We start from the raw sequence: 18,793 nt of genomic DNA, 5'->3' as shown, positions 1-18,793 counted from the left end.
CCAACGTACGCAATATACGGCCTAACATAGCGAAGGCCAAATCACGGCGTTCGAACATGCGCGGCGCCAATCACCTGAAACCAGATGCCGGTCGGCCGCGTAATACCTGCATGGACATAGAGAAGAGCCGGACCCTGCCGACGGATCGGTCGCGGGGGGCGCCTTCCGCGAACCGAAGGAAACCGAATGACCATGCATGGACGCCGTCTTGTTCTCGCTGCCGGAGCCTCCACGATCGGCTGGGCCTTCGGCTCGGCTTTCGGCTGGGGCGGCTGCACCGCGCAGGCGGCCGAACTCGCGAAATTCGAGGTGACCCGCACCGATGAGGAATGGCGCAGGCTGCTCAGTCCGAACCAGTACGCCGTCCTGCGGCAGCAGGGCACGGAGCGGCCCTACTCCAGCCCCTTGAACGATGAGCATCGCGAAGGCCGGTTCGCCTGCGCCGGCTGCAGCCTGGACGCCTTTTCGTCCATGGCCAAGTTCGACAGCAAGACCGGCTGGCCGAGCTTCTGGCAACCGCTGCCGGATGCGGTGGGCGAGACGGTGGACAGATCCATCGGCATGACGCGCACGGAGGTGCATTGCCGGCGATGCGGCGGTCATCTCGGCCATGTGTTCGACGATGGCCCGAAGCCGACGGGCCTGCGCTACTGCATGAACGGCCTGGCGATGAAGTTCAATCCCGGGCCGGCCTGATCGAAGCCCCGAAGCCCCCGAAACGCCACGGCCTGAGCGACGTGGCGGCTTGTCGATGGGGGCCTCGGCCGCTGGACGCTTACTCGATCACGATGAAGAGCTGGCTGGGGGAGTCCCAGCTCGTGCCGTTGTTCGTGACGACGGCGTCCACCATGCAGCTGAACGATCCTGCCGCGGTCGGCGTCCCGGATGCGACGCCGTTGCCGTCCATGGTGACGCCGGGCGGCAGATCGCAGGCACCGGCCCGAGGGGTGTAGGTGAAGCTCGGCGCGACCAGCGCGATCGGGCTGATCTGCGTGAGCTTCGGAATCACGGTCAACGGCGTTCCCACGGTGCCGCGTGGGCTCGGCATGCCGTATCCGACGTATGCCGGGTACGAGATCTCCACGCCCGGCCGGCCGGATGCCGTGCCGACGAATGCGCCGACGGTGTAGCTGGCCTCGATCCCGAAGTACAGGCTGTCGAGGTTCGTCCGGTCGGACGGCTGGGTCGGCACGCCGGAGATGCGCCCCGTCGCGTTGTCCAGCGTCAGCCCTGGCGGCAGGGCGCCGCTGACCAGCCGGAAATTGGAGAAGGTGCTGCCGGGCGGCGTGGACATGGGCGAGGCGGTCAGGTCGAAGGGCTGGGATACGTAGCCCGACTGGTAATAGGTCGACTGGCCGGTTCCACCCACGTTCACATAGGCGATCGACGGGATGCTCACGTTGGCGCTGTAGACGGCGGGCTGTGTCTCATAGCTGCCATAGGGCGTCGTCAGCACCGCCTGAATGGTCGCCGAGAACGCGCCTTGCGCCGTGAACGTTCCGCTGATCCTGCCCGTGGCCGGATCCAGCACCAGTCCGTTGGGCAGGGCGCCTGCGCGCACCGAGAAGTTCCAGCCGACGGTGGTGTCGGTCGGCGCAGTCCAGCTGCCGAACGATGGGAGATCGCTGACCGTGTCGCCGACGGCCAGGTGGTCCAGATAGCCAGCGTGGCCGGTGTAGAAGACCGAAGGGCCCACGACGCGAACCGTGGCGCCGCTGTCCACCGTGTTGGAGACGCCCGACGCGCTGACCCGGATGCCCAGGTTGAAGGAGCCGGCTTCGGTCGGGCGACCCGTGATGGCGCAGTTCTGCGCGAGGCTCATGCCCGGCGGCACCCGTCCGGAGGTCAGCGTGCAGGACGGCGTGTGGCCGTTGAACCCGGAGAAAACGGGCGAGAGGGTCGTGGCCTTGAAGAGCTGAGCCTCGGAGCTCGACCAGGACAGCGTGACGGTCAACGTCTCGCCGCCACCGCCGCTGTCGCCTCCCCCTCCACCGCCGCATGCAGAAACGGCCGCAGCCAACAGGACGCCAAGTAGTTTGAAAGTTCTCATCTTTTATGTATGTGAGCACGCTCGGCGCGGCGTCATCCGTCGGTCCGTGCCGAGGCGTGCCATTGCGAGAGCCGACCATCGACCCCTCCGATGTCAACGATACATGATGAAACTGCCGTTTACATTGATGCTGTACTTGGACCGATCGCGTCGGGCGCGTTCGAGGTGCCGGCCGCCAGGCCCGGCGACGGCTGGCGGCTCAGTCGAGGTTCTGCTGGAGGAACCGTTCCATCTCGGTCAGCACGCGCACCCGGTCCTGTTGCCGGGCGAGGGTGTGGTTGCCCAGCGGCAGTTCGACGTAGCGGGTGTCCGTGTGTCCGGCCTTCTGCAGCGCTTCGGCCATGTCGCGTGACTGTTCGACGGGTACCGTGAGATCGTTCACGCCGTGCATCAGCAGCACCGGCACCCGGATCTCGGCGGCCCGCAGTGCCGGGGAGGTCTGGCGGAGCTTTTCACGGTCGCCCCACCAGGTGCCGATCTCGGCTTCGGCGCCGAGTTCGTAGCCCACGAAATTCTGGGAATGGCTCAGCAGGTCGCGCAGGTCGGTCGGGCCGGCGAAGCTGACGACGCACCGGTAGAGCGCCGGGTCCTTCACGGCGCCCATCAGGGCCGCATAGCCCCCGTAGCTGCCGCCGACGATGCACACGCGCGCGGCATCGGCAATGCCCTGGTCGACGAGCCAGCGCATGCCGTCGGCGAGGTCGTCCTGCATCTCCAGGCCCCAGCGGCGGCGGCCGGCCTCCCGAAATTCCTGGCCATAGCCGGTCGATCCCCGGAAGTTGATCTGCAGGACGGCCCAACCGCGGCTCGCCAGGAATTGCGACCAGTAGTCATAGCCGCCGGTGTCGGCCGCGGCCGGGCCGCCGTGCGGCAGAAGAATGGCCGGCATGGGGCGCGCGGGGCGCCCGCCGGAGTTGTCCATCGGTCCGGCGGCGCGCCGTGGCGGCAGCGTCAGATAGCCCTCCAGCGCCAGGCCGTCGCGGCTGCGCAGCGCAATGCGCCGAGGCGTGGCGAGCGGCTGCTTCACCAGCTCCGGCTGCGCACTGCCGATGATCTCGGCCCGCCCGCTCGCCCAGTCCATCATGAAATAGTCCGGCGGACGTGCGCCTTGGATGGACAGCACGATGCCGCGCTGGCCGGTCGCGTCGTTGCTGACGACGCGGTTGAGGCGCCCCGGAAGCGCCCTTTCCAGCGACTCGCGGCGCCGCCGCGCGTCGTCGTCCCAGAACAGCGTGCGCGAGGCGTTCGTGGTGGCGTTGACGCCGACGATGCGACGCGACGCCGGATCGCGTATCAGGCTGGCGCGCACGTCGAACTGCGGGTCGGCCAGCAGCGTTTCGCGCGGGAACGCCGGGTCCTGCAGGTCGATGCGCACCAGCGCATTGCGGCCGTCCACGGGCGCGAGCGCATACAGGAAGCGGGGATCGGCGTCGAAGCCCAGCGGCGCCAGCGCCTGCGTTCGCGCCGCCACCGGATCGCTCGCGTCGTAGCGTGCCAGCGCGACCCAGCTGGATGGCCGTTCCGGCGAGGCCGGCGGCTTGACCATCACGCGGCGGGTGGTGCCGCTCGTGCCTTGCGCGAGCCGTACCTCGCCCTGGGTGTCGGCCATCCAGTTCTGGATGCCGCCGAGATTGCGCTGCACGAGGCGCGCCTGCCCGCTGCGCACGTCGAGGCGGTAGATGTCCGGTTGCGCGGGCACCTTGGTGTCGAGGGCCAGCAACACGACCTCGGGCTCGCCCGGCACGCTGGCAACGATGCGGTCCTGCAACTGCGCCGTGCGCTGCTGCGGCTCGAAGACGCCATCGCCCTGGATCGCGCGGGTCAGGTCGGCCTTCAGGTTGGTGCCGTCGCGATCGATGCCGATCAGCCGCGTCTCGATCGTGCGGATGCCACGTCGCTCCTCGGGAAACGAGGCGCCGATCAGCACGCGCTGATTGCCGGCCCATCGCACCGACATGAAGCTGTACTTGTCGTTGTCGGTCTGCAGCAGGACCTTCGGTTCGGCGCCGAAGCCGCTCACCACGACATAGCTCTTGCCATTGACGTTCTGGATCATCACCGCGCCGCGACCGTCGGGCGACAGGCGCGGCAACTGGATCGACGGCAGGGCCGCGAACGCCGTCAACGGGATGGTGGGTGCCTTCGCCTGCGCGGCCACGGGCGCCGGCTCGGCGGTCTCGGCGGCGAAGGCGACGCCGAGCGTGGCAAACCACACCGGCCCCAGGACACGGATGCACGAAGCGAGACGCGAAGAGCTGACCAGCATGGATTCCCCGGAGCCAAGAAAACGACCCGGGAAAGTCTATCGGCCGACCATGTCAGCACGTGTCCCTGGCTTTCCTCGCCGGCGTGCGCTTCAGGCCGGTCTCGTTCGCAATCGAAGCGTTCAGCCGGCGTTCTTCAGTGCCTTCTTGGCCTTGTCGGCCGAGGCCTTCGAACGGTTCTTGTGGTAGCCCGACTTGACGTTGTTGACGGCCTTGCCGACCGGCCCGCTCTTCTTGGCCTCGCTGTCCGCGCGCTTCTCGTCGATCTTGTGCTTGGCCGAGTCGGTGGCTTCGGAGGCTGCCTTGCCGATCTGGGCGCCGGCGGTCAGCACGGTGAGGGATGCGACGAGCGCGATCAGGATCTTGTTCATGGTCTTCTCCAGAGTTTCATTCGATCAATCTGGATGATGGCCCGATCGGCAAGGCCGGCCGTGTCAGCCGTCGCCGCGATCAGCCCTTCTCGCGAAGCGCCTCTGCCTGCCGTGCCAACTGCATGGCTTCGGCAACCTGCTGTGTCGACAGCGTGCCGGCGAGTTCCACCTCGCCGGTCAGCACGCTCTCCAGTGCCTGCTGCCCCGCCTGGCCGGCCAGCCAGGCGAACGCAGAAGTGATCGACCCGCCGCCGAACTTGGCCCGCAGCGCCTTCGACGCGGCACGGCCGACTTCGGCGAAGGCGGCCTGGTCAGCGGCGACCGATGCGGCCCGCACCACGAGGCAGAACGCCTCGAGCTTGTCGGCCTCGGTGCGCAGGCGTCTTGCCTTGGCGGCACTCTGCGCGGCAGCGCCGTGGAGCGCGGATTCGAAGGCATCGCCGAATGGCTGGATGCCGTGCCCTTCCACCCACGCGGCATCTGCGCGCGAGACCACCTGGACGAGATGGCCCCGCGACCGGGCGGCCCTGTCTGCCGCAGCCTGCGCCGCAACGGCTTCCGTCGACGGCCACACCAGAAGCGGCAACGGCGCGCTGCCATGCACGGCCCACCGGCCCGCGACATTGAGCACGCGCGCATACGCGGCGGACGGTCCGCCGACCGGCGTGGATGACAAGGCGCCGGGCGTGGCGTCCGCAGGAGAGAGAAGCAGGTAGGGAGTGGGCAGCATCGGACGGTGGCAAGAAGAAGGGCGCCGGCAACCGGTCCGCAGACGGGAGGCCGGGAGGGCGCGAGCCGCGCGGATTCTACGAAGCGCCCGGTCTCGAGCACCCGGAAGGCAGGGAGCGCCCGTGGTGCAAGGGCCGCTATTCGCGCCGCTTGAACAGCGTCGACGCCGGGCTCGCGCTCGCGATCTCCTCCGCCGTGCGCAGCAGGCCGTCGGCCAGGCTTTCCATGCGCTCGTCGGTCAGCCGCACCATCGGGCCCGCGATCGTCACCACGCCCAGCGCCACGCCGCGCGCCTGGACCACGGCAGACATCGACGCCATCGCAGGCGCGAACATGTCCGAGATCATGCTGAAGCCGCGCTTGCGCGTGGTGCGCAAGTGCGCGAGCAATGCCTTCACCGTGGTCGGCGCCTTGGGGCCGAACTTCTCCGGTGCGCCGAAGCCCTGCTTGCCGACCCGCGCGAGCGCCTCCTCGTCGGTCATGGCGGCCAGCCAGGCATGGCCGGCGGCGCTGCACGACAGCTGCACCGACAGCCCCATGTCGGGGTCGTAGCGCAGGCCGCGCTTGGCGCCTTGCGCCTTGGCGACGAAGGTCAGGTCGTCGCCGTCGATCACCGCGAGCCGCACCAGCTCGCCCGACTCTTCCGCCAGGCGATCGAGCGACGGCTGCGCCACGTCGACCACGCCCGATGCGCTCAGGAAGCTGAGCCCCATCGACACCAGCTTGATGGTGAGGATGTAGTCGCCCTGGTCGCGCGCCTGCCGCACGTAGCCACAACGGGTCAGTTCGGTGAGCAGCCGATGCGTGGCGCTCAGCGGCATCTCGAGGTCGTTCGCCAGCGTGGACAGCGGCTGTCCTTCCGGATGGGCCGCCAGGTGTTCGAGGACTTTGAAGCTGCGTTCGAGGATTCCGCTCATGCCCGGACTCTACCAAAGCGGGAAGGTGTTTCCGATGTGGAAATATTTTCCACTTACAGTTAGTATTGCTTTCGCGAACGGTCCACGACCGCATCCATCGCATCGATCAACAACGGAGACAGCCTTGAAATCATTTCGCCTTGCGCTGGCAGCGGCCAGCCTGCTTGCCGCCTTTGCCATTCCCGCCGCACCCGCGTTCGCCCAGGACATCCAGGAGCGGGTCATCAAGTTCGGCCACATCAACAACCCCGACCATGCGGTGAGCTTCGGCGTCAAGCGCTTTGCCGAGCTGGTGTCCGCCAAGAGCGGCGGCAAGATGAAGGTGCAGGAATTCCCGGCCTCGGCGCTCGGCAACGAGCTGCAGCAGCAGTCCGCGCTGCAGGGCGGCGTGCAGGAGATGTCGGCACCCGCGACCAGTTCGCTGGCCGGCATCGTGAAGGAGATGGGTCTGGTCGACTTCCCCTTCGCGGTGAGCAGCTTCGCGCAGGCCGATGCATTGCTCGACGGCCCGCTGGGCCAGGCGCTGATCGCCAGGCTGCCCGAGAAAGGCCTCGTCGCGCTGGGCTACTGGGACCTGGGCTTCCGCAACGTGACGAACAGCAAGCGCCCGATCACCAGGCCCGAGGACCTCGACGGCCTGAAGATCCGCGTGATCCCGAACCCGGTGTTCCTCGACACCTTCAAGACGCTCAAGGCGAATCCGTTGCCGATGCCTTTCGCCGAGCTGTATGGCGCGCTGGAATCGAAGGCGGTCGACGGCCAGGAAAACCCGTTCGCCGTGATCCTGTCGAACAAGTTCTACGAAGTGCAGAAGTACGTGACGGCGACCAACCATGTCTACGCCGCCAACATCGTGCTGGTCAGCAAGCGCTTCTGGGACAAGCTGTCGCCGGCCGAGCAGAAGATCATGCATGACGCCGCCAACGAGTCGCGCGCCTACCAGCGCGAAGTGAGCCGCACGGCCGCGCAGAAGGCCGTGGCCGAACTGCAGTCCAAGGGCATGCAATACAACGAGCTGAGCGCCGCCGAACAGGCCCGCATGCGCGATGCCGTCAAGCCCGTGACCGAGAAGTTCCTCGCCACCTACGACCCCACCATCGCCAAGCTCTACACCGACGAGCTGGCCCGCATCCGGAAGTGAACCCCATGAAGATCCTTGTCCTGCACGGCCCGAACCTGAGCCTGTTCGGCCGGCGCGAGCCCCACATCTACGGCACGACGACGCTCGCGCAGATCAACGAGCGCCTGCTGAAGCTCGCCGAGGAACTGCAGGTCGAACTCGACATCCTGCAGTCCAACCATGAAGGCGCGCTGATCGACCGGATGCACGAGAACATCGACGTGGCGAAGGGCGCGTTGCTGAACCCGGCCGGCCTCACGCAATACGGCGTGCCGCTGCACGATGCGATCAAGGCGATGCCGTTCCCGATCTTCGAGATCCACATGAGCAACATCGCCGCGCGCGAAACCTGGCGCGCCCACTCGATCATCTCGCCGGCAGTCAAGGGCACGATCCAGGGCCTGGGCTGGCGCTCGTACACGGCCGGCCTTCGCGCGCTGGTCGAGACGGTGCGGGACACACAGGCGGCCTGAATGGACAAGCTCCTTCACAACTACTGCAGGCTGCTGGAGTTCGTCATTGCCGCCTGCCTCGCGGTGATGGTGGTGCTGGTGTTCGGCAACGTCGTGCTGCGCTACATCTTCAACTCCGGCATCACCGTGTCGGAAGAGATGTCGCGCTGGCTCTTCGTCTGGCTGACCTTCATGGGCGGGATCGTCGCGCTGCGCGAGCACGCGCACCTGGGCACCGAAATCCTGGTGAGCAAGCTCGGCCCGGCCGGCAAGAAGATCTGCCTGGTCGGCGCCTACGGCCTGATGCTGCTGATGTGCTGGATGCTCTTCAGCGGCTCGCTCGAGCAGACCAGGATCAACTGGGACGTCTCGGCGCCGTCGAGCGGCGCGTCGATGGCCTGGTTCTACGCGGTCGGGCTGGTGTTCGGCGTCTCCGCGGCGGGCATCCTGCTGAACGACCTCTACAAGGTCGTCACGGGCCGCGTGTCCGATGAAGAGCTGGTGATGATCAAGGAATCCGAGGACCAGATATGACCATCATCATCTTCGTCGGCTCGCTGCTCGCCGCGATGGCGATCGGCATTCCCATCTCGTTCGCGCTGCTCGTCTGCGGTGCGGCGCTGATGTGGAACCTGGGCATGCTCGACACCCAAATCCTCGCGCAGAACCTGATCAACGGCGCCGACAGCTACCCGCTGCTGGCCGTGCCCTTCTTCCTGCTGGCGGGCGAGGTCATGAACGCCGGCGGGCTGTCGCGGCGCATCGTCAACGTGGCGCTGATGCTGGTCGGCCACGTGCGCGGCGGACTCGGCTACGTGACCATCGTCGCGGCCTGCCTGCTGGCGGCGCTGTCGGGCTCGGCGGTGGCCGACGCGGCGGCACTGTCCACGCTGCTGCTGCCGATGATGGTGGCGGCCGGCCACGACAAGGCGCGCTCCGCGGGGCTGATCGCATCGGCCGGCATCATCGCGCCGGTGGTGCCGCCGAGCATCGGCTACGTGGTGTTCGGCGTGGCGGCCAACGTGTCGATCTCCAAGCTGTTCTTCGCCGGCATCTTCCCGGGCATCATGCTCGGCGCCGCGCTGTGGTTCACCTGGTGGTGGCTGTGCCGGCGCGAGAACATCCCGTCGCCGCCGCGCAAGAGCGCGCGCGAGATCATCGGTGCGATCCGCGACGCGGGCTGGGCGCTGGTGCTGCCGCTGATCATCATCGTGGGCCTGAAGATGGGCGTCTTCACGCCGACCGAGGCCGGCGTGGTGGCCGCGGTGTATGCGCTGTTCGTGTCGACCTCCATCTACCGCGAGCTCAAGTGGAACCAGCTCTACCGCGTGTTCGTGTCCGCCGCACGGACCAGCTCGGTGGTGATGTTCCTGGTGGCCGCGTCGGCGGTCAGCGCCTGGCTCATCACCGTCGCCAACATCCCGGCGCAGGTCGTCGCGCTGCTGCAGCCGCTGCTGTCGAGCCCGACGCTGCTGATGGTCGCGATCATGGCGCTGGTGATGGTGGTGGGCACCGCGCTCGACATGACGCCGACCATCCTGATCCTCACGCCGGTGCTGATGCCGCTGGTCAATGCCGCCGGCATCGACCCGGTCTACTTCGGCGTGCTGTTCATGATCAACAACGCGATCGGACTGATCACGCCGCCGGTGGGCGTGGTGCTCAACACGGTGGCGGGCGTCGGCAAGGTCAGCATGGACGCGGTCACCAAGGGCGTCATTCCCTTCATGATCGCGCAGTTCGTCCTGATGTTCCTGATGGTGCTGTTCCCCAAGCTGGTGACGGTGCCGGCGCGCTGGTTCTACTGAGCCGAAGGCCGAGGCCCGGCGACCCGCACGGTCAGGCCCGCCGCGGCGTGCTTGGCCTCGTGCTTGGCGACGGCCGCCTCGGCCGCCACGTCTTCCGCATGCCCGAACGCGCCGGGCGCGACGTGCACCGCGCCGATCGACAGCGTGGTGAACGGCGAGAAGCGCATCACGCCGTGCCGGTCCTCGCCCTCGATGCCGCCGGCCTGCCGGGCGCTGTCGTCGTAGAGCGCCTGCGCCTCGGCGTTGAACGCCTCGATCATCCGTACGCATCGCGCGCGCCAGTCGGCACTCTGGAACAGCAGCAGGAAGTCGTCGCCGCCGATGTGGCCGACGAAGTCGCGGTGCGCGTCGGCATGCTGCGTGGCGAGCCGGGCCAGCAGGCGGATCATCTCGTCGCCGCGCCAGTAGCCGTAGCGGTCGTTGAAGGCCTTGAAGTTGTCGAGGTCCGCGTAGCAGGCCGCGAACTCCGCATGGCTGGCCAGCAGGCGCTCGATGTGGATGCTGATCGGGATGTTGCCGGGCAGGAAGGTCAGCGGATTGGCATGCCGCGCGGCTTCGATGCGCGCCTCGGTCACCGCGCGCACCAGCTGGTCGCCGGTGCCCAGGCCGATGTAGCGCTTGCCTTCGGTGAGGATGAAGCCCTCGCGCAGGTAGCGCTGGTCGTCCGACATCAGGATGCCCAGCAGATGCTCGACGTTGTCCTCCAGTTCCACGATGCGCGGTGTCGCATTGCCGTAGTCCAGGCAGGCGCGCCGGCCATGCACCTCGCGGAAATAGAGCCGCGCGTAGTCGTTCATGAAGGACTGGCGGTTGATCAGGGCGATCGGCTTTCCGTCGTCGACCACCGCCAGCGCGTGCAGGTCGGGGTGGCGCTGGAAGATCGTCGACACCTCGTCGTTCGGCGTGCGCGGGTCCAGCGCTGGCGCCTGGATGACGGCGATGCTGCGCAGCACGCCCGGCTGCGCCTGTTGCAGCGCGTGCGGGATCACCGCGATCCGGCTGTCGCCGATGACGGCCGCGACGGCGGCCGGTGCCGCCTGCTGCAATTGTCGCGCCGGTCGCCCGAGCAGATAGCCCTGGCCGTGCCCGACGCCCAGGTCGCGCAGCACGCGCAGGTCCTTCGCGTCTTCCACGCCTTCCGCGACCAGCGTGGCGCCGAGCGCATTGCCGAAGCCGACGATGGTGCGCACCAGTTCCACGCTCTGCGGGCTGTTCGCGATGCCCTGCGTGAAGAACTTGTCGATCTTCACGAAGTCGGGCTGCAGCTCGGTCCAGCGCCGCAGGTTCGAATGGCCTTCGCCGAAGTCGTCGAGCGCCACCCGTGCGCCCAGCGCGTGCAGCGCCTTCACGGCCGCGCGCAGCGCCGCGGCGTCGCCGGCCGCCGCGCCTTCGGTGATCTCGACCGTCACGGTGCGTGCCGGTACGCGGTGCCTGGCCAGTTGCCGCTCGAGCCAGCCGTCCATCGCGGCGACCAGCGCGTCCGCGCTCATGTTCACGAAGAGCCGGCCCGGCTCGTGCAGCGCGCCCCAGCGCGCGAGGATCACGTCGACGCAGTGCAGTTCGAAAGGCAGCAGCCGGTCTTCGCTCGATGCCAGCGCCAGCAGTTCGAGCGGACTGTGCAGCGGCGTGCCGACCGGCCCGCGGATCAGCGCCTCATGGCCGGAGACGGTGCCCTGCCGCAGGTCGACGATGGGCTGGAACAGCGCGAAGAGCGAAGGGAACGCGAGGCGGGAGAGGCTCTGCCCGGGTGGTCGGCGCATGCTGGAAAGGGTGTCATCGTTGGCATGGTCCGCGAGGCGCGGACCGTGTCCATGATGCAGCATGGCAGGCCTTTGTGACAGAAGGCCCCACGCCCGGCCGGCGTACCCGGCTGCGCCTCAGACCCCCAGCAACTGCTCCAGCTGGCCGGGCGCGGCGATCAGCTGCGCCGACGGCGCCGCGAGCACGGCGCGGCCTTTTTCCATGACCATCGCGCGGTCGGTGTGCGCGAGCACCTTGCGCCAGTCGCGGTCCACGATCAGCGTGGCGATGCCGGTGCTGCGGATGTCGGCGATCACGCGCCAGATCTCGATCACGATCAGCGGCGCCAGGCCCTCGGTCGCCTCGTCGAGGATCAGCAGCCGCGGGTTGGTCATCAGCGCGCGGCCGATCGACAGCATCTGCTGCTCGCCGCCCGACAACTGCTGGCCGCCGTGCGACAGCCGCTCGGTGAGCCGCGGAAAGGTCGCCATCACGCGGTCGAAGGTCCAGGCGCGTCGGCCGTCGATGCCGGCGCGCGCGCTCATCAGCAGGTTCTCGCGCACCGACAGGTTCGGGAAGATGCCGCGGCCTTCGGGCACGTAGCCGATGCCCTGGCGCGCCATCTTCTCCGGCGTCCAGCCGGTCACGTCGCGTCCGTCGAGCAGCACGCGGCCCGAGGCCGGCCGCACGTAGCCCATCAGCGTGCGGATCAGCGTGGTCTTGCCCATGCCGTTGCGTCCGAGCAGGCCGAGCGACGTGGCCGCGGCCTGCTCGGCGTCGACGCCGTGCAGGATGTGGCTGTCGCCGTAGTAGGTGTGGATGGATTCGATCTGGAGCATCAGTGGCCTTCCCCGAGATAGGCCTCGCGCACCGCGGGATTGGTGCGGATCGACGCCGGGTCGCCGGTCGCGATCACGGTGCCGTTGACCATCACCGTGATGCGGTCGGCGATGCGGAAGACCGCGTCCATGTCGTGTTCCACCAGCAGGATCGCGTGCGTGGCCTTGAGCCGTGCGAGCAGGCCCAGCATGCGGTCGGTTTCTTCCGCGCCCATGCCGGCCAGCGGCTCGTCGAGCAGCAGCACGCGTGGCCGGGTCGCCAGGCACATCGCGACCTCGAGCTGGCGCTTGGCGCCGTGGCTCAGCGTGCTGGCGATGCGTTGCGCCTGGTCGGCGAGCCCCGCGGCCTGCAGCGCCTCGGCGGCTGCGGCGTTGCTGTCGCCGCAGCGTCGCGCGCTCTCCCAGATGGCCCAGGGGCGCGGCGTGGCGGCCTGCGCCGCGAGCCGGCAGTTCTCGTGCACGCTGAACTCCGGGAAGATCGTCGTGCGCTGGTAGCTGCGGCCCACGCCTTCGCGCGCGCGGCGCGACTGGGCGCGGGTCGTGATGTCGTCGCCGTCGAGCGCGATGCGCCCGTCCGACGCCTCGATCTCGCCCGACAGCATGTTGATCAGCGTCGACTTGCCGGCGCCGTTGGTGCCGATCACCGCATGCACCTCGCCGCGGTGCAGGTCGATGTCGACCGCATTCACCGCGACCAGGCCGCCGAAGCGCCGCGTGAGCTTGTTGACGGACAGCAGTGCGTTCATCGAGCGACCTCCGCCCCGCGTGCCGCGGTGCGCACCTGCGGCGCGGGCGACGTCGGCGGCACGGCCACTGGCGCCGCGACGCGTTCGCTGCCCGCCGGCGACAGCCGCGCGGCGATGCCGATGATTCCCTTGGGGAGCAGCGCGACGAAGGCGATGATCGCCAGGCCGAGCGTCAGCTGCCAATGGTCCGCGAGCGGTCCGACCAGCGCGTGCGTCGACAGCACTTCCTTCAGCAGCGTGAAGGCGACCGCGCCGATCACCGCGCCGCGCAGGCGACCCAGGCCACCCAGGATGATCATGAGCAGCACCTCGCCGGAGTTGTGCCAGGCCAGCAGTTCGGGGTTGACCACGCCGTCGCGCGCCGCCACCAGGAAGCCCGCCAGGCCGGCCAGCGCGCCGGCGAGCACGAAGGCCGCCAGCTTGTAGCCGTACACCGGAAAGCCGGCCGCGCGCATGCGCTGCTCGTTCACGCGGATGCCGGCCAGCGCCGCGCCGAAGCGCGAGCGGCCGATCAGCGCGAGCAGGCCGTAGGTGCTGGCCAGCGCCGCGAGCACCACATAGAACTGCACGCGGCGGTTCTCCATGTCGAGTGCGCCGAGCGCAGGCCGAACGTACATGTAGATGCCGTCGCTGCCGCCGCCGACCTTGGTGTCGTGGAACACGAAGTAGGCCATCTGCGCGAAGGCCAGCGTGACCATGATGAAGTAGACGCCGCGGGTGCGCAGGCTCAGCGCGCCGACCACCAGCGCATAGGCCGCGGCCGAGCCGAGCGCGAGCGGCAGCAGCCACGCGATCGAGCCGCCGTCGGCGCCGGAGCCGAGCACCGTCGCATAGGCGCCGATGCCGTAGAAGGCCGCGTGCCCGAGGCTGACGAGCCCGGTCATACCGACCAGCAGTTCGAGGCTCAGCGCGAAGATCGACAGGATCATCACCTTGACGACGAAGTCCGACGCATAGGGGCTCAGCCACGGGCCGAGCAGGGCCAGCGCGAGCGCGCACAGCACCGGGACGAGAACGTTGAGAACGTTGAAGCGGCGCATCAGGTCTTTCTTCCCATGAGGCCTTCGGGCCGCCAGATCAGCACGGCGGCCATGAGCACGTAGATGCCCATGCCGCTGAGTTCGGCCAGGAAGACCTTGCCGAAGGTGTCGACGAAGCCCACCAGCAGCGACGCCACGAGCGCGCCGCTGATCGAGCCGATGCCGCCGATCACGACCACCACGAAGCAGACGATCAGCACGCTCGCGCCCATGTTCGGGTACACCGAGGACATCGGCGCGGCGATCATGCCGGCCAGTGCGGCGAGTGCGACGCCGGCCGCGAACACGATGCGGTAGAGCTTGCGGATGTCGATGCCCAGGCCGCGCACCATGTCGCGGTTGCTGGCGCCGGCGCGGATCATCATGCCGAGCCGCGTGCGGTTGACCACCAGGTACAGCGCCACCGCCAGCACGATGCAGGCCGCCGATGCGAAGAGCCGGTACCACGGGTAGGTCATCAGCGAGCCCAGCGCGAAGCTGCCGTCGAGCCAGGGCGGCGCCTGAACGCCGTGCACGTCGTTGCCCACGAGGATCGAGCGCAGTTCCTCGAAGACCAGGATCAGGCCGTAGGTCATCAGCACCTGCTGCAGATGGTCGCGCTGGTAGAGGTAGCTGAAGAAAGCCCATTCCAGCACGTAGCCGAACACGGCCGCCAGCACCACGCCGGCCAGCAGCATCACGATGAAGTTGTCGCCGAACAGCGGCGACAGCGCGAACGCCATGTAGGCGCCCAGCATGTAGAAGCTGCCATGCGCAAGGTTGATCACGCCCATGATCCCGAAGATCAGCGTGAGGCCCGACGCGACCAGGAACAGCAGCAAGCCGTACTGGACCGCGTTCAGGCACTGGACAAGAAAGGTTCCGATATCCATGACCCGCCGTTCAACTTTCTGTTCGTGAAACACCGCGGAACCGGCTTTGCCGGGCCGCTGGTGTTGCCCCCGGAAGGGGGGTGGCGGCTACGCGAAGCGAGCGAGCCTGGGGGAGAGCCAAGTACTCACCGCGGAACCGGCTTTGCCGGGCCGCTGGTGTTGCCCCCGGAAGGGGGTTGGCGAAAGGCGACACGCAGTGCGCCGAAGCCTGGGGGAGAGCCAAGTTCACATCCGGCAACCGCGCGCCGGGTCCGCGAGGGACTTGGTTGCGATGCTCACCAGCTTGTTCTCCTTGCCGTCGACCTTGCGCAGGTAGATGTCCTGGATCGGGTTGTGCGACTTGCCGACCGAGAACGGGCCGCGCGGGCTGTCGATCTTCGCCTTCTCGATCGCAGCGGCGAACTCGGCCTTCTTGCCGATGTCGCCTTTGACCGCGGCCAGGCCGATGCCGAGCATCTGCGCCGCGTCGTAGCCCTGCACCGCATACACGTCGGGCTGCAGCTTGAAGGACTTGGCGTAGGCGATGCGGAACGCGTTGTCGCGCGGCGTGTTCAGGCCATCGGCGTAGTGCAGCGTGGTCAGCATGCCCTGTGCCGACGCGCCCTGCGCGTCGAGCGTGCCGTCGGTGAGGAAGCCCGGGCCGTACAGCGGGATGGTCTTGTCGAGGCCGGCTGCCGCGTAGTCCTTGACGAACTTGACCGCGCCGCCGCCCGCGAAGAAGGCGTACACCGCGTCCGGCTTGGCGGCCGCGATCTCGGTCAGCAGCGCCTGGAACTCGACGTTCGGGAAGGGCACGCTCAACTGCTTCACGACCTGTCCGCCCGACTTCTCGAAGCCTTCCTTGAAGCCATTGACCGACTCGTCGCCGGCCGCGTACTTCCAGGTGATGGTGATCGCCTTCTTCTTCTTTTCCTGCTTGGCCGCGACCTCGCCCATCGCGTAGGCCGGCTGCCAGTTCGAGAAGGAGCTGCGGAAGATGTTCGGCGCGCACATCGGGCCGGTCACGGCATCGGCGCCCGCGTTCGGCACGATCAGCACGGTGCCGCTTTCCTTGGCGGCCTTGGCCATCGCCATCGCCACGCCCGAATGCACGGTGCCGACGATCACGTCGACGTTGTCGCGCTTGATGAGCTTGTTGACGTTGTCGGTCGCCTTGGCCGGATCGGATTCGTCGTCGACCTTCACGTACTCGATCTCGCGGCCGCCGAGCTTGCCGCCCTGTTCCTCGACGTTGAGCCTGAAGCCGTTCTCGATCGCCACGCCCAGCGCGGTGTAGGTGCCGCTGTAGGGCAGCATCAGGCCGACCTTGAGCTTGGCTTGCTGCGCCTGCGCCAGGCCGCCGATGCAGGCCAGTGCGGCCGCGGCCAGGACGATGCGCGTGGCGCGCGAAGGGAAGTGGGTCATGGTTGTCTCCTGTTATTGATGAACGAAACGATCTGGGCGACGACCTCTTCGGGCCGATCGCGATGCGGAGAATGCCCGCATTCGGGCAGTTCGAGCAGTCGGGTTTGCCGCACCCGCCGCGCGATGCCGCGAATCTGCTCGAGCGTGCCGTACACGTCGTCGAGCCCCTGGACCGCCAGCAGCGGGCAGGTGATGGCGTCGAGTTCCTGCGCGATGTTCCATTGGCGGAAGGGCGGATGCAGCCAGATGCGGTTCCAGCCCCAGAAGGCCGAGTCGGCACTGTCGTGGTAGCGGCCGAGCTTCTGCGGCAGGTCGGTGTGCAGGTAGGCCTCGCGCGCCTGTTCGATGCTGGCGATCGTCACGTCCTCCACCAGGATGTGCGGCGCCATCACGACCAGCCCGGCCACGCTGTCGGGGAAGCGCGCCGCGTGCAGCAGCGCGATCGAACCGCCGTCGCTGTGGCCGAGCAGCCAGGGTTTGCCCTGCAGCCCGATCGCGTCGAAGAAGGCGGGCAGCACCTCGTGCGCCTGGCGGTGCATGAAGTCGACGTCCCAGCGCTCGTCGGCGTCGCGCGGCGTCGAGCGGCCATAGGCCGGGCGCGAGAACACCAGGCCGCGAAAGCCGCCTGCCGCGCACAGCTGCTGGGGGAAATCCTTCCACATCGCCAGCGAGCCCAGGCCCTCGTGCAGGAAGACGACCTGCGGTGCGTCTGGGCTCGCCGAGCCGATCCACGCGTACTCGATGCGCACCGGGCGCTCGCGCCAGAGGATCTCGGCGAATCGGACTTCGCCGTCCGTCATGCGACCTGCTCCCGCTCGCGTTCGCGCAGGCGGAAGCGCTGGATCTTGCCGGTGGCGGTCTTGGGCAGCTCGTCGACGAACTCGATGAAGCGCGGGTATTTGTAGGCAGCCAGGCGCTCCTTGACGAAGGCCTTGAGCTCGTCGGCCGTGGCCGAGCGGCCGTCGTGCAGCACCACGTAGGCCTTGGTCTTGGTCAGGCCGTCGGCGTCTTCCTTGCCGATGACCGCCGCCTCGAGCACCGCGGGGTGCTGCATCAGCGTCGACTCGACCTCGAAGGGCGACACGTAGATGCCGCTGACCTTGAGCATGTCGTCGCTGCGGCCGGCGTAGGTGTAGTAGCCGTCGGCGTCGCAGGAGTACTTGTCGCCGCTCTTGGTCCAGCCGTCGCGGAAGGTCTCGGCCGACTTCTCCGGATTGCCCCAGTACATGAGCGCGGTGCTCGGGCCGCGGATGTAGAGGTCGCCGACCTCGCCGACGGGCACGGCGCTGCCGTCCTCGCCGCGCAGCTCGATGTCGTAGCCGCCGACCGGTTTGCCGGTGGTGCCGTAGCGGATGTCGTCGGGCCGGTTCGAGATGAAGACGTGCAGCATCTCGGTGGAGCCGATGCCGTCGACGATCTCGCAGCCGAAGTGCGCCTTGAAGCGTTGGGCGATCTCGGCCGGCAGCGCCTCGCCGGCCGACGAACACATGCGCAACGCGACGTCCTCGCGCGCCGGCAGCGCGGGCGATGCCAGCATGCCGGCGAAGCCGGTGGGCGCGCCGAAGAACACCGTGGGTTTCGGCGTGCCCGGCGTGCCGGTCCAGCGCCGGAAGGTCGCGGCCGGCGTCGGCCGCTCGGCCATCAGCACCACGGTGGCGCCGACCGACAGCGGAAAGGTCAGGCCGTTGCCCAGTCCATAGGCGAAGTAGAGCTTGGCCGCGGAGAAGCACACGTCGTCTTCGGTCAGCCCGAGCACCGGCTTGCCGAACAGCTCGGCGGTCCACCACGGGTTGGCGTGCGTGTGCACGGTGCCCTTGGGCCGGCCGGTCGAGCCGGACGAATACAGCCAGAACGCATGGTCGCCGGCCAGCGTGCCGGCCGGCGCGGCCAGCGGGCGCGCCGCGGCGACCATCGCATCGAAAGGCTGGGCATGCACCGACAGCTCGGCCAGCGCGCCGGTCGGTTGCGACACCACCAGCGTGCGCAGCGCATGGCGGCTGCGGGTCATCGCTTCGGACAGCACCGGCACCAGCACGCCGCAGACCAGCGCTGCGGTCACGCCGCTGTGTTCCAGCATGTAGGCGTAGTCGTCGGCCGTGAGCAGCGTGTTCACTGCGACCGGCACGATGCCCGCGTACAGGCAGCCGAGGAAGCTCACCGGCCAGTCGCTGCTGTCGAGCTGCAGCAGCAGCACGCGATCGCCGCGGGCCACGCCGGCGTCCAGCAGGGCAGCGGCCAGCCGGCGCGCGCGGTCGTCGAGCTGGCCGTAGCTCAACATGCCGCGGTCGTCGACGTAGGCGATCTTGGCGGCGCGTCCGCGGTTCAGCGCGAACAGGTGCTCGGCGAAATTGAAGGGGTCTGTCGGGTTCATCGTGTCTCCTGTCGCGCTCTGTCGCGTTCGATCTGTGGGGTGGCGTCGGTTGCCGCCGATGGGGTCCGGG

At 68.4% G+C, this 18,793-nt stretch carries 18 protein-coding genes; 5 read left to right on the top strand and 13 right to left on the bottom strand.

Translation table 11 applies throughout. From position 1 onward, the window contains the following. Positions 1-192: 192 nt before the first annotated feature. Complete coding sequence (gene msrB / locus AC07PZ_RS16995; protein WP_495296465.1) at positions 193-696, top strand: peptide-methionine (R)-S-oxide reductase MsrB; 504 nt, start codon at positions 193-195, stop codon at positions 694-696. 79 nt (positions 697-775) lie between these two features. On the opposite strand, the gene AC07PZ_RS16990 is transcribed toward msrB, so the two are convergent. The 5 genes from AC07PZ_RS16990 to AC07PZ_RS16970 all read right to left on the bottom strand — a co-directional run bounded on the left by AC07PZ_RS16990 (position 776) and on the right by AC07PZ_RS16970 (position 6,331). Then, complete coding sequence (locus AC07PZ_RS16990) at positions 776-1,954, bottom strand: putative Ig domain-containing protein (RefSeq protein ID WP_495296293.1); 1,179 nt, start codon at positions 1,952-1,954, stop codon at positions 776-778. Between the two features lie 295 nt (positions 1,955-2,249). Continuing rightward, the gene (locus AC07PZ_RS16985) at positions 2,250-4,316 is read right to left on the bottom strand and encodes an alpha/beta hydrolase family protein (RefSeq protein WP_495296292.1); all 2,067 of its coding nucleotides are present in this window, start codon (positions 4,314-4,316) and stop codon (positions 2,250-2,252) included. A gap of 120 nt (positions 4,317-4,436) precedes the next feature. Then, a complete protein-coding gene (locus AC07PZ_RS16980) occupies positions 4,437-4,685 on the bottom strand; it encodes a hypothetical protein (protein ID WP_495296291.1) in 249 nt (82 codons plus the stop codon). Between the two features lie 79 nt (positions 4,686-4,764). After that, entirely contained in the window at positions 4,765-5,415 is a 651-nt protein-coding gene (locus AC07PZ_RS16975) for a hypothetical protein (protein WP_495296290.1), read from the bottom strand. Positions 5,416-5,551: 136 nt separating this feature from the next. Next, on the bottom strand, positions 5,552-6,331 hold the full coding sequence (locus tag AC07PZ_RS16970) for an IclR family transcriptional regulator (RefSeq protein ID WP_495296289.1): 780 nt from the start codon (positions 6,329-6,331) through the stop codon (positions 5,552-5,554). Positions 6,332-6,455: 124 nt separating this feature from the next. On the opposite strand from AC07PZ_RS16970, the gene AC07PZ_RS16965 reads away from it, so the two are divergent. The 4 genes from AC07PZ_RS16965 to AC07PZ_RS16950 are packed head-to-tail and all read left to right on the top strand — an operon-like array spanning position 6,456 to position 9,711. Then, positions 6,456-7,472, top strand: coding sequence for a TRAP transporter substrate-binding protein (locus AC07PZ_RS16965; protein WP_495296288.1), 1,017 nt, complete (start codon positions 6,456-6,458; stop codon positions 7,470-7,472). A gap of 5 nt (positions 7,473-7,477) precedes the next feature. Beyond that, complete coding sequence (locus AC07PZ_RS16960; protein ID WP_495296287.1) at positions 7,478-7,924, top strand: type II 3-dehydroquinate dehydratase; 447 nt, start codon at positions 7,478-7,480, stop codon at positions 7,922-7,924. Further along, the gene (locus tag AC07PZ_RS16955; protein WP_495296286.1) at positions 7,925-8,437 is read left to right on the top strand and encodes a TRAP transporter small permease; all 513 of its coding nucleotides are present in this window, start codon (positions 7,925-7,927) and stop codon (positions 8,435-8,437) included. Beyond that, a complete protein-coding gene (locus AC07PZ_RS16950; protein WP_495296285.1) occupies positions 8,434-9,711 on the top strand; it encodes a TRAP transporter large permease subunit in 1,278 nt (425 codons plus the stop codon). Before AC07PZ_RS16955 ends, AC07PZ_RS16950 begins: the two co-directional genes overlap by 4 nt. On the opposite strand, the gene AC07PZ_RS16945 is transcribed toward AC07PZ_RS16950, so the two are convergent. The 8 genes from AC07PZ_RS16945 to AC07PZ_RS16910 form a co-directional block, all read right to left on the bottom strand. Beyond that, entirely contained in the window at positions 9,705-11,471 is a 1,767-nt protein-coding gene (locus AC07PZ_RS16945; protein ID WP_495296284.1) for an EAL domain-containing protein, read from the bottom strand. The two genes, AC07PZ_RS16950 and AC07PZ_RS16945, sit on opposite strands and share 7 nt — an antisense overlap. A 117-nt stretch (positions 11,472-11,588) precedes the next feature. Beyond that, positions 11,589-12,290, bottom strand: coding sequence for an ABC transporter ATP-binding protein (locus tag AC07PZ_RS16940; protein ID WP_495296283.1), 702 nt, complete (start codon positions 12,288-12,290; stop codon positions 11,589-11,591). Beyond that, a complete protein-coding gene (locus AC07PZ_RS16935) occupies positions 12,290-13,036 on the bottom strand; it encodes an ABC transporter ATP-binding protein (protein ID WP_495296282.1) in 747 nt (248 codons plus the stop codon). The genes AC07PZ_RS16940 and AC07PZ_RS16935 overlap by 1 nt, the downstream gene beginning before the upstream one ends. Further along, complete coding sequence (locus tag AC07PZ_RS16930) at positions 13,033-14,076, bottom strand: branched-chain amino acid ABC transporter permease (protein WP_495296281.1); 1,044 nt, start codon at positions 14,074-14,076, stop codon at positions 13,033-13,035. The genes AC07PZ_RS16935 and AC07PZ_RS16930 overlap by 4 nt, the downstream gene beginning before the upstream one ends. Then, a complete protein-coding gene (locus AC07PZ_RS16925; protein WP_495296280.1) occupies positions 14,076-14,948 on the bottom strand; it encodes a branched-chain amino acid ABC transporter permease in 873 nt (290 codons plus the stop codon). Before AC07PZ_RS16925 ends, AC07PZ_RS16930 begins: the two co-directional genes overlap by 1 nt. Positions 14,949-15,173: 225 nt before the next feature. Further along, entirely contained in the window at positions 15,174-16,352 is a 1,179-nt protein-coding gene (locus AC07PZ_RS16920; protein WP_495296279.1) for an ABC transporter substrate-binding protein, read from the bottom strand. Further along, entirely contained in the window at positions 16,349-17,152 is an 804-nt protein-coding gene (locus AC07PZ_RS16915; protein ID WP_495296278.1) for an alpha/beta fold hydrolase, read from the bottom strand. Before AC07PZ_RS16915 ends, AC07PZ_RS16920 begins: the two co-directional genes overlap by 4 nt. Further along, positions 17,149-18,723 carry a benzoate-CoA ligase family protein gene (locus tag AC07PZ_RS16910; protein ID WP_495296277.1) on the bottom strand — a complete coding sequence of 525 codons (1,575 nt, stop codon included), beginning with the start codon at positions 18,721-18,723 and terminating at the stop codon, positions 17,149-17,151. The genes AC07PZ_RS16915 and AC07PZ_RS16910 overlap by 4 nt, the downstream gene beginning before the upstream one ends. Positions 18,724-18,793: the final 70 nt, after the last annotated feature.

The organism is Variovorax sp. GW821-FHT10B04 (assembly GCF_059415645.1).
The sequence above is the reverse complement of the archived record's forward strand: the minus strand, read 5'-3'. Positions and strand labels throughout refer to the sequence as shown.

Excerpts from the sequence above, each read along its gene's own strand:
- AC07PZ_RS16935 (WP_495296282.1), bottom strand. The coding sequence starts at position 13,036 with ATGAACGCACTGCTGTCCGTCAACAAGCTCACGCGGCGCTTCGGCGGC.
- AC07PZ_RS16985 (WP_495296292.1), bottom strand. The coding sequence starts at position 4,316 with ATGCTGGTCAGCTCTTCGCGTCTCGCTTCGTGCATCCGTGTCCTGGGG.
- AC07PZ_RS16910 (WP_495296277.1), bottom strand. The coding sequence starts at position 18,723 with ATGAACCCGACAGACCCCTTCAATTTCGCCGAGCACCTGTTCGCGCTG.
- AC07PZ_RS16930 (WP_495296281.1), bottom strand. The coding sequence starts at position 14,076 with ATGCGCCGCTTCAACGTTCTCAACGTTCTCGTCCCGGTGCTGTGCGCG.
- AC07PZ_RS16975 (WP_495296290.1), bottom strand. The coding sequence starts at position 5,415 with ATGCTGCCCACTCCCTACCTGCTTCTCTCTCCTGCGGACGCCACGCCC.
- AC07PZ_RS16970 (WP_495296289.1), bottom strand. The coding sequence starts at position 6,331 with ATGAGCGGAATCCTCGAACGCAGCTTCAAAGTCCTCGAACACCTGGCG.
- AC07PZ_RS16925 (WP_495296280.1), bottom strand. The coding sequence starts at position 14,948 with ATGGATATCGGAACCTTTCTTGTCCAGTGCCTGAACGCGGTCCAGTAC.
- msrB (WP_495296465.1), top strand. The coding sequence starts at position 193 with ATGCATGGACGCCGTCTTGTTCTCGCTGCCGGAGCCTCCACGATCGGC.
- AC07PZ_RS16980 (WP_495296291.1), bottom strand. The coding sequence starts at position 4,685 with ATGAACAAGATCCTGATCGCGCTCGTCGCATCCCTCACCGTGCTGACC.
- AC07PZ_RS16940 (WP_495296283.1), bottom strand. The coding sequence starts at position 12,290 with ATGCTCCAGATCGAATCCATCCACACCTACTACGGCGACAGCCACATC.
- AC07PZ_RS16955 (WP_495296286.1), top strand. The coding sequence starts at position 7,925 with ATGGACAAGCTCCTTCACAACTACTGCAGGCTGCTGGAGTTCGTCATT.
- AC07PZ_RS16915 (WP_495296278.1), bottom strand. The coding sequence starts at position 17,152 with ATGACGGACGGCGAAGTCCGATTCGCCGAGATCCTCTGGCGCGAGCGC.
- AC07PZ_RS16950 (WP_495296285.1), top strand. The coding sequence starts at position 8,434 with ATGACCATCATCATCTTCGTCGGCTCGCTGCTCGCCGCGATGGCGATC.
- AC07PZ_RS16945 (WP_495296284.1), bottom strand. The coding sequence starts at position 11,471 with ATGCGCCGACCACCCGGGCAGAGCCTCTCCCGCCTCGCGTTCCCTTCG.
- AC07PZ_RS16960 (WP_495296287.1), top strand. The coding sequence starts at position 7,478 with ATGAAGATCCTTGTCCTGCACGGCCCGAACCTGAGCCTGTTCGGCCGG.
- AC07PZ_RS16920 (WP_495296279.1), bottom strand. The coding sequence starts at position 16,352 with ATGACCCACTTCCCTTCGCGCGCCACGCGCATCGTCCTGGCCGCGGCC.